Annotated in this window: 10 protein-coding genes and 1 pseudogene; 5 read left to right on the forward strand and 6 right to left on the reverse strand. The window is 35.4% G+C overall.

Annotated elements, in window-relative coordinates; genetic code table 11:
- The first annotated feature begins 53 nt into the window (after positions 1-53).
- Entirely contained in the window at positions 54-1,043 is a 990-nt protein-coding gene (locus BA053_RS03635) for a recombinase zinc ribbon domain-containing protein (protein ID WP_245611018.1), read from the forward strand.
- 50 nt (positions 1,044-1,093) lie between these two features.
- On the opposite strand, the gene BA053_RS07645 is transcribed toward BA053_RS03635, so the two are convergent.
- The 3 genes from BA053_RS07645 to BA053_RS03640 form a co-directional block, all read right to left on the reverse strand.
- Positions 1,094-1,237, reverse strand: a complete 144-nt coding sequence (locus tag BA053_RS07645) for a hypothetical protein (RefSeq protein WP_167347030.1) — start codon at positions 1,235-1,237, stop codon at positions 1,094-1,096.
- A complete protein-coding gene (locus tag BA053_RS08695; RefSeq protein WP_245611019.1) occupies positions 1,185-1,352 on the reverse strand; it encodes a hypothetical protein in 168 nt (55 codons plus the stop codon). Before BA053_RS08695 ends, BA053_RS07645 begins: the two co-directional genes overlap by 53 nt.
- Before the next feature lie 78 nt (positions 1,353-1,430).
- Positions 1,431-2,051: a hypothetical protein gene (locus BA053_RS03640; protein WP_022626225.1), complete on the reverse strand. Its 621-nt coding sequence runs from the start codon at positions 2,049-2,051 to the stop codon at positions 1,431-1,433.
- Between the two features lie 172 nt (positions 2,052-2,223).
- Between BA053_RS03640 and BA053_RS03645 the strand changes: the two are divergent.
- The 4 genes and pseudogenes from BA053_RS03645 to BA053_RS07300 all read left to right on the forward strand — a co-directional run bounded on the left by BA053_RS03645 (position 2,224) and on the right by BA053_RS07300 (position 4,422).
- A pseudogene (locus tag BA053_RS03645) lies at positions 2,224-3,254 on the forward strand (PDDEXK nuclease domain-containing protein).
- 69 nt (positions 3,255-3,323) lie between these two features.
- Positions 3,324-3,458, forward strand: a complete 135-nt coding sequence (locus tag BA053_RS08345) for a hypothetical protein (protein WP_255356244.1) — start codon at positions 3,324-3,326, stop codon at positions 3,456-3,458.
- Positions 3,455-4,177 (forward strand): DNA repair protein RecO, encoded by a 723-nt coding sequence (gene recO, locus BA053_RS03650; RefSeq protein ID WP_065094880.1) that lies wholly within the window; start codon positions 3,455-3,457, stop codon positions 4,175-4,177. The genes BA053_RS08345 and recO overlap by 4 nt, the downstream gene beginning before the upstream one ends.
- 80 nt (positions 4,178-4,257) lie before the next feature.
- The gene (locus BA053_RS07300) at positions 4,258-4,422 is read left to right on the forward strand and encodes a hypothetical protein (protein ID WP_010962440.1); all 165 of its coding nucleotides are present in this window, start codon (positions 4,258-4,260) and stop codon (positions 4,420-4,422) included.
- A gap of 122 nt (positions 4,423-4,544) precedes the next feature.
- Here the strand turns inward: BA053_RS07300 and BA053_RS03655 are convergent, their stop codons facing one another.
- The 3 genes from BA053_RS03655 to BA053_RS03665 all read right to left on the reverse strand — a co-directional run.
- Positions 4,545-5,927 (reverse strand): PleD family two-component system response regulator, encoded by a 1,383-nt coding sequence (locus BA053_RS03655; RefSeq protein ID WP_065094879.1) that lies wholly within the window; start codon positions 5,925-5,927, stop codon positions 4,545-4,547.
- Positions 5,899-6,195, reverse strand: coding sequence for a Sec-independent protein translocase subunit TatB (gene tatB / locus BA053_RS03660; protein WP_065094878.1), 297 nt, complete (start codon positions 6,193-6,195; stop codon positions 5,899-5,901). Before tatB ends, BA053_RS03655 begins: the two co-directional genes overlap by 29 nt.
- A 4-nt stretch (positions 6,196-6,199) precedes the next feature.
- The coding region (locus BA053_RS03665) for an NAD-glutamate dehydrogenase (protein ID WP_065106773.1) at positions 6,200-10,056 on the reverse strand (3,857 nt) is incomplete at its 5' end.

The following is a 10,056-nucleotide window of genomic DNA, read 5'->3' on the forward strand; positions in this document are numbered from 1 at the left end:
ATCTGGCTATGAGTAAAGTTATGTTAAGTAGGGAATATGCTTGATTTACTGGTTTGTGGACAACCTCTTATATAGGACGAGCAGCTTATGGTAAAACTAAGGCATGCTCGAAGCCACAAGTAAGGAAATCAAAAAAAGGAACTTGTGGTAAACTCAAAAATGGTCATTTTAGTAATGATAAAGAGAACTGGATTTACGTTCCAGTGCCAAAAATAATCAGTGATAATTTATTTGATTCAGTGCAAGTACAGCTAACTGAAAATAGGCAAAGGGCAAGAGCTCGAGAAAGAAAAGAAACTTTTTTGTTGCGGAGTTTAACAGTATGTCAGCGTTGCCAATATACTTATTGTGGTGTATATAGTAGAAATAAACGTTATTCTTACTACCGTTGTTCTGGCTCCAGGTTTAATGGCAACAGAATATGTGACAATAAATCAATACGCACTGATGTATTAGATGCAGTTATATGGGAAGAAGTCAAGAGTATACTAAAAGAGCCAGATAGGATTGCAAATGAATATCAACGTAGATTGTCAGAGAACAAAAAACCTCTACATAATCAAACACGTGAAAAGCAAGAAAGTAAGTTAAGATTAAGTATAAAAAAATTTATAGATAGCTATGCCAAAGGGTTTATAAGCCAAGAAGAATTTGAGCCAAGAATTACAACAATGAAACAGCATTTAAAAGAAATTGAGGAGGAAAAAGAAAAAGTACTTGATCAAAAGAAATTACAACAAGAATTGAGCCTTGTTACAGATAGCTTGAAAAACTTTTCCTCAAGTGTTGAATCAAAACTTGATCTGGTAGATTGGCAGACTAAGCAAAATATTATTAGAATGTTAATTCATCAAATTGAAATCAATCACAATCACTTGTATATAGTATTTCGCATAAAAAGTCTTGCAAACTTTGATCAAAATAGCCATAATAGAATTATGCAATGTTGTACTAGTCGTATGGGCACTGGGATGACACCCTACTTAGCCGTCATACCGCGATTCATTCGCGGTATCTCAGCCGCTAACAAGAGATCCCGCTAACAAGCAGCGGGATGACGAATTATTTAACCGTCATACCGCCGTGGTATCTCTTAGCCGCTAACACGTAGCGGGATAACGGTTATCAGGGTGTCATCCAAGCAACCTCCTTCTCCCGTCATCCAAGTAGCTCCCCCTATGGTGTCATTCCAGTGCTTGACACTGGAATCCAGGAAACTTAATTGCAAGTAATGCATTGGGTTTGGTAAGTATGGGTTTTGCGTTATAGAATGAAGCACTTTTGGTGAATTTGTAAAGAAAACTGGATCCCAGTGTCAAGCACTGGGATGACACCATTTGTTGTAAACTCACTTTTACTCTATGGTTATACTACCTTGCTGCTATCCTGAACGGATACAGTGGGCTTATTAAATTATAGAATTACTTTAGCTATAGAATAAAGTCTAGTGTTACTTCACGCCAAATGTGGTGGTGCTGAGTAGGCAAGCCGGTCAATGGGCTACATTTATATACTGCACGCATTGCGTTATCTGCTATCGACCTGAAAAGTGGATTATTTCGATAGGAATCACTGTCTGCTACATCCGCCATAATTATCTCGCCTTGACTGGATAACAATAAGTTAATTTTTATATTAAAATTTTCTTTGTAAGCTATGCTTTCAGGAATGCTCCAGCATTTTGTGAGCTTGTCTCTTATAGAGTTAATAATTTCTGTTACAACTAATTCATCCTTTTTGCTCTCAACGCTTTTTTCGTTTCCTATTTCATTTTTTGCCCCTCTAACATCCCTTCTTAGTTTTTTCTCTACACTTTTTTTTCTTTTTGGAATTGGAATGAATTCTTTACCCTCGTTAATAATGACTTCTTCTTGCATTTCGATAATTTGCCTCGGTTGTGCTACAACAGTGTGCTCAACTATTTCTTTTTTCCTTTGTGGTATAGGAACAGCTAACGTATCATTCGTTTGGGCTTTTGTTGAAGATAACGAAAAAAGCAAAAAACAACATAAAGACAAAAAAAGAATATAATTAGAATAGAAAAAACGCATATGTTAAGCAGCTTGTTTTACTGGTTTAAAGCTAATATTGCACGTAAAGTCAATATATTTTAGTTGATGGACGAGTTTGAAGTCAATAAGGAATCCCTTCAAAGCTGAAGGCAAGCGGAAGATTGTCTTCTCGACAGACAAAGGAATTGTATAATGGATTAAAAGGAACCGTATGACAAAAATTATAGCAAAAGAATATACAGAATTTTTAGAGCAGTTGAAGGATCATATTGCAACAAACCGTTATAAGGCAGCACTTGCAGTAAATAGTAAGCTTATTTTGCTTTACCACCATATTGGTACAGAGATCCTAAAACGCCAAAAAGAACATACCTGGGGAGCTAAGGTAATTGATCAACTAAGTAAGGATTTGAGAAGTACATTTCCAGAAATGAAAGGCTTTAGCACGAGAAATCTGAAGTATATGCGTAAGTTTGCCGAAGAATATCCTGATGTTGAATTTGTGCAGGAGCCTCTTGCACAATTAACTTGGTATCACAATATCACTCTTTTGGAAAAAATAGAAAGTCATGAAATAAGATTATTTTATGTAAAAAAAGCTATTGAACATGGCTGGTCACGTAACATTATGGTGATGCAGATAGAACTTGGACTACATAAACGTCAAGGAAAGGCAATAACTAATTTTAAAGAAAAATTACCATCTCCACAATCCGATCTAGCACATTACACATTAAAAGATCCGTATATTTTTGATTTTTTAAGTATAGGTAAGGATGCTCATGAAAGAGAAGTAGAAAAAGGACTCGTAGGACATATGGAAAAATTTCTGTTAGAACTCGGTGAAGGATTTGCATTTGTTGGTAGACAATTTCATTTAGATGTTGGTAATAAAGACTTTTATATTGATTTATTATTCTATCATTTAAAGTTACGTTGCTTCGTAGTGATTGAACTAAAAGATAAGGATTTTAAGCCGGAATATGCTGGTAAAATGAATTTTTACTTTCTGCAGTTGATGATTTACTGAAGCACTCGACAGATCAACCTTCTATAGGGTTAATCTTATGTAAATCTAAAGACGATGTACTTGCTAAATATACACTCAAAGACATAAATAAACCAATAGGATTAGCGGAATATCGAATAACTGAAAATCTACCAGAGAACATAAAAACAGCTTTACCGACGATAGAAGAATTAGAAGCTGAATTATCCAAAATTTCAGATAAGGAAAAGTAATGGTTACTAAAATCATTCAAACAATTATTTAGCAAACCAAAAGCTCAGCATGGAGGCTCAGGAAGAAGAGTGGCAGCCAATAACTTACTCTCTCATAGCCTTGAAACTTTGGAAGCAGACAGTAACGGAGTAAGTGATTTTTATGGATTACAAGCTCTAGGTGTACTATCCTATAATATCATACGGTCAATATACTCTAAATGAGATGGAAAGATGAAGGCATCATTATAGCTGCTAAAAAATACGGCGATAAAAACTTAATTCTCTCTCTGTTTACAAAAAATCATGGAAAGCGCAGGGGATTAACTAAGCTAACAAACAATAGCAATTATAAGTTTCAGATAAGTAATCTATTACATGCAGAATGGAGTGCTAAGTTACCTGAAAATCTAGGTTTTTTTAAGTGCGAATTAATCGAATCTCCATTCCATCATTTCTTTCAAGATAGGTTAAAAAGCATTACTATTGTTTCTTTCTCCTCTATTTTAGAAAAAGTGCTTCCAGAAAGTGAACCCTGTGCCATGCTGTATGACAATTTTCGATATTTCATCGATGTAATTAAACACAACAATCAGTCTTGGCAAAGCCATTATCTTAACTTAGAGCTTCTGCTTCTTACGCAATTGGGATTCAAGTTAGACTTATCCAAATGCGCTGTAACAGGTGTTAAGGAAAATCTGCAATTTATTTCTCCAAAAACTGGTAGAGCAGTGTCAAAAAAAGTAGGAGATTATTATGCAGATAAACTCCTACCTTTTCCACAAATGTTGCATGATGTATACAATAATACCCTACAAAACAGCTACTCATTCCAAGAATTTCAGTTAGGACTGAAAGTCACAGGATATTTTTTAAATAAGTATCTATTTTTGCAGTTAAACGTGAAATTTCCAGAGCTGAGAAACCTCATGTTGTCGCTTTAATCTTAGCAGTCCTACGTCATACCGCGATTCATTCGCGGTATCTCTTAGCATAGATCCAGCTAACAAGCGCGGGACGACGGTTGTCAGGGTGTCATCCCAGCGCCCCTATGATGTCATCCCAGTGCCCAGACACTGGGATCCAGAAAAGTTTGCTTGTGAACAAGCAAACTAGCATGGAAAGTGGTTACAACGTTTTCGATGAAATTATATGGAAAACTGGATTCCAGTGTCAAGCACTGGAATGACAAGGTATAAACCTTATCGTCATGCTGCCGCGAACCGTCATACCGCGATTCATTCGCGGTATCTCAGCATAGATTCCGCTAACGAGTAGCGGAATGACGGTTGTCGGTAAACTTAAGCCACTTTAGCTATAGCCAGTAACCACTCTATTTCTACCACTGTTTTTTGCTTTATATAAATATCTGTCAGCACGTACTATAAATTTTTTAATATCATCAAAGTCAGATCCTTGCATTTCTGCAATTCCAATGCTCACAGTTACATTATGGGTTGTATTTTTATCCGCAAGTACAAAAGGTTCTTTAGCAATAATTTTTCGTATTCTCTCCGCAATAGTATACGCATCTGATACATTGGTATCTGGCATTACAACAACAAACTCCTCACCACCAAACCTAGCTAGTAAATCTGTCACTCTGATATTTTCAGAAATTCTTTTCTGTATTTGCTTTAAAAGTTCATCTCCAGCACTATGCCCAAAACTGTCATTCACTATCTTAAAATAGTCTATATCAAGTATCATAAGAGACAACCTTCTATCCTTTTCCACAGAGTCCTTAACAATGTTTCTTAAGTGTGCATCAAAATATCTTCTATTATAACAGTTAGTTAATGGGTCCTTTATAGACATTTCCGCATTATTAAATAAATTCATTCTCAAGGCATCTTGATATCTTTTGCGTTTTACTTGCGAATTAACCCTTGCTATTAGCTCACCCTCATCCAAAGGTACTGTTAAATAATCATTAGCACCTACATCAAGTGCTTTTACTAAATTGTTTTTATCATAATCCTCAGAAAGAATCAGAATTGGTGTATAACGTGTTTCCACCTTACTACGAAACTCAGAACACAAACGCAAGCCGTCAGTTTTTGAAAATTGCATATCAGAAATGATCAGGTCGTAACCATTCTCAATACCAACCTTCAATGCTTCTATTGGATCACTCAGTATTTTAATTGACCTAAAGCGTTGCTTTAATATATTATATATCTGCTCTGCTTGATGAACATCCTCATCTATAACAAGTATGTTAGCATCAAAAATCTGATTGGAATAATCCATAATACTGTTTCCTGCGACTCCACCAATCTCAGCGTTAGTTTCTCCTCTCAAACGCAATTCATCGATAATCATTTTTAAGCGCGTGAGAGACTTAATTCGTGCAGATAAAGCAGTTTCGTTTATTGGTTTAGTCAGAAAATCATCCGCGCCAGCATTAATACCTTGCACTCTATCATGAGTATCATGCAGCGCAGTTACCATAATTATTGGAATATGGGTTGTCAAGGGATCACTCTTTAGCTCCTTACAAACTTCAAAGCCATTCATCTTTGGCATCATGATATCAAGTAATATAATATCAGGCTGCTGCTTTGCTACTAAATCTATAGCTTCTTCACCATCATGAGCTACGATAACCGTATAGTACTCTGCTTTTAGTCGAGCTTCTAAAAGCTTGACATTAGATAGTACATCATCTACTACCAGAATCTTCGCTGTCATTATCTTTAGATGTATTATCTATATCGTAAGTAGGATAAAGCTTACCATTTTTACCAACTATGTAATTTACTTTCTCAGTATTACACTCTTTATATAAGTCTTCAACTCCTGCGTCTTTCAATAACCTCCTAGCTTTTGATTTTATAATCATAAGATACTTATACACATTCCTAATAAGATCAATAAATACAGGTACCTTATTTTTATCAAGAACAATTATGCTCACTAAAGCTACAACTAAAATTTCTGAAAGACCTATATTGAACATTTTCCTAGGAAGCAAGTACTTTAATCCTTCTGATTATAAATATTAATTTGCTTAAATCAAGTTTAGAAGCAACCATCTCATCTAAAAAACTATTATAACGTTCTATGTAGTCCTTATCATCACAAGCCCAGGTTTGAACCTTATCTTCGGGGTTATCAGTAGCTTTTATGACTTTAACAGCTAGCTTGTGATGGTAATTGCTTAAATCGTCCAATAAATCATTAACTAAGCTGCGATCCCAATAAGAAGAGCGGCTTTTCATCTTGATGGCAATTGTTCTAATCAGATCAAATCTTAACAGCGACTTTAACTCAAAGTATATTTTACCAGCATCAAGAATGGACAAAGATGTCTGTTCAGCAACAGATATAATGTCCAGTGCATAAGCAAGAATGCATAGATCAGCAACTTTTTTTGCTAGATCTTTATTTATATTAAGTTCTACTAAAGAAGTTGATCCATGGCTATAGATCTTTAATAGGTGTTCATCTAAAACATCAGTTAAGTTCTGGCCTAAAGTTTCAATTGCATCTTTAAATTTTGTAACATCATCCAATTCTACAAAGCTAAGCTTGCCAAGATTTTTCACTAGCCAAAATGATACTCTGCCAATAAATTTCTGCACGTTCCTCACTATTTGTAAGTATGAGTTAACATCAATTTTTCCATCCAATTCATCAATTTTCTGCCACAGGCTGTTTAAATCATACAGGTGGTTAACAACAATATATATGTTAACCGCTTCTTGTATCTTAATTCCAGTGTTCTCAGCCAAATTATTGATGAATATACAGCCCATTCTATTCACCACATCATTTGCAATGCAAGTAGAGATAATTTCTCTACGAAGTTGGTGTTTTAATATGAAATCCTTAAACTTTGTTACCATCTTTTTAGGAAAATAACCTAGCAAGTAGTCATGAGATATAAGATCTTTTTCAGACAGATCGGAATGTATAATTTCATTTTTTATTGCTGTTCTAGCATAAGACATTAGAACAGAGAGCTGAGGAGAACTGAAACCTTCTGCACCAGTTAACATCCTTGCTATCTCTTCTTCAGTTGGAAGAAATTCTACGCTTCGGTTTAACAGCCCAGATTTTTCTAAACTGAGCAGTAACCTGTGGTGCTGCTCCAATCTCTCTTTAGCTTGCAAACACTCAAGAAGTAATGCTTTTGTTTCAATTTTGTTGTGGTTCTCAAGCACTTTGGATGCAACTTCATCCACCATACTTGCCAGTATTTCATTCCTTTTTTCTAAAGAAATACCCCCTGCTTTCATAGCTGAAACAAATGCAATCTTAATGTTAACTTCAAGGTCCGAACATATCACTCCGGCTGAATTATCAACAAAATCTGCATTGATATATCCACCTTTTTCAGCATATTCTATTCTTCCAAGCTGTGTACAACCAAGATTTCCACCCTCTATAAACATAGAAGCTCTAATATCTTTACCATTCACTCTTAACTCATCGTTTGCTTTGTCACCGACCATGCTATGATTTTCACTCTTTGCCTTAACAAACGTGCCGATTCCTCCATTCCATATGAAGTCCACTTTTGCTTTCAACAGATATCTAATCAAATCACTTGGAGGTAGCATATCTTCTGTTATATCAAAGCACTTTTTTATTTCTTGAGAAATGTTTACTTGCTTACTGCTACGCTCAAATACTCCTCCACCCTTAGAAATCAAATCTTTGTTATAATCCATCCAAGTTGAAAATGGTAACTCAAAGAGACGTTTACGCTCTGTGAAACTCTTTTCTGCATCAGGGTTTGGGTCAACAAAAATATGCATATGGTTAAATGCGCCGATTAAATGTATATTTTTTGAAAGCAGCATACCATTTCCAAATAAGTCGCCAGCCATATCCCCAATTCCAATAACAGTTGCATCCTGGTAAATATCCTTATTCATTTTCCAAAAATGCCTCTGTGCTGCAATCCATGCACCTCTGGCTGTAATACCCATTTTTTTGTGATCATAACCTGCTGATCCACCAGATGCAAATGCATCACCAAGCCAAAAATTGTATTCAGAGGCTATTTGGTTGGCATAATCAGAAAAAGAAGCAGTGCCTTTATCTGCTGCAACTACCAAGTATGGATCATCCTCATCATACCTAATCACATCCTTTGGTGGAATTATTTTACCATCAACTACATTATCAGTAATATCAAGCATTCCTCTGATAAAATCCTTATAGCACTCAACACCTTTCTCTCTTAAAATATTCTTATCTTTATAAGCTTGCTTTATTACAAACCCACCCTTTGCGCCAACAGGTACAATAACCGCATTTTTTGTCATCTGAGCTTTCATGAGCCCCAAAACTTCAGTGCGAAAATCTTCCGTCCTATCCGACCACCTCAAGCCACCACGGGCTAATTTTCCTCCTCTTAGATGTATTCCCTCAAAAAGGTTTGAATAAACATACAATTCACGATATGGGCGAGGATCAGGCAAACCATTCACTTTACTTGAGTCAAATTTTATAGATAAGTAGGGTTTATTATCTTGATAATAACTGGTCCTTAAAATAGCCATTATCAAGTTAAATATCGAGCGCAAAACGTAATCATGTGAAGCATTGCTGATTTCCTTTAGAAGTTCCTCGATTTTTTCTGTCAAAATGTTAGTAGTTTCTGCCCTATCGATATCTATTTTAGTATCAAACCTTGAGTGAAATAATTCTATCAAATACTTTACTACTTTTGGATACTCTGAGACCACTTTTTGCATATATTCTGGGTTATAGTTAAATGACGTCTGCTTTAGGTAAGCACTTAACGCTCTAACCAGAAGCACTTCCTTCCACTTGAGCCCAGCAATAATGATCAAACTATTGAAATAGTCATTTTTAATTTCCTTGCTAAACACTTTCGCAAGTGTTATTTCAAATTGCTCTTTTAGAGTAATGTTGTCTATTAATTCATCGACTCTTGACAACACAAAATGGTGTATCCATATTCCGCCGTTAATTTCTATGTAATAGCCATTATGAGATAGAATTTTAGCTCCCAAATTCTTAGTGATCCTTAATATCTTCGATAATTCAAGGCCTCCATTGTTTGGAGTATAAACCTTTAATTGATAATTAAGATTATCACGAGTAAGTCTTAAATCGACCTCGCTAACTCCTTTCTTCCTCACTATCTCCAATTTTTTCATATCGTAATATGCGTCATGAGGTTCGAAACTCTCTTGATAGCTTATTGGAAATGCCTTGCAATAACGGATGAATATATCCTCAACAGTGCTAAAAGTATTGTATAAATTGTCTATAAAACGATCTTCCCATTTTTCCGTAATGTTCCTTAATTTGTTTTCGATACGCAAAACTTCATCATCAGGAACACTAGCGTTTTTAGCCTTTAGCACCACGTGCAATTTCATTAAGTCATATTCGTTTATAATGTGGGGGTTATAAATATCGGAACTTTCTTCATTTATCTCATCCTTCAATATATTGCTTATCTTGAGCATTAGCCTGGAGCTAGCATAACGCATCGGTATCAGCACTATACAACTAGTAAACGCTCCCTTACTTCTTAAGCATAACTTGACTCTTGGTCTTATTGCAAGGGACATAATAGAAGTACAAATTTGAAATAATTCTTCCTCATTAGACTGGAACAATTCATCACATGAGAATACTTGTAAAATATAAATTAGAGCTTTGTTATTGTGGCCCCCGGTTACAAACCCTGCATTTTTTTCTATAACTTTAACTTTATCTCTTATTATTGGAATAGTTCTAATATCTTGGACCTCCGCTACAGAAGTAAATAGCCCGAAAAAACGCCGTTCCTTTACCACATTACCCTGGTCATCAAATTCTTTTACTCCTATAC

Source organism: Wolbachia endosymbiont of Nomada ferruginata (genome assembly GCF_001675785.1).
GTDB classification, from domain to species: domain Bacteria; phylum Pseudomonadota; class Alphaproteobacteria; order Rickettsiales; family Anaplasmataceae; genus Wolbachia; species Wolbachia pipientis.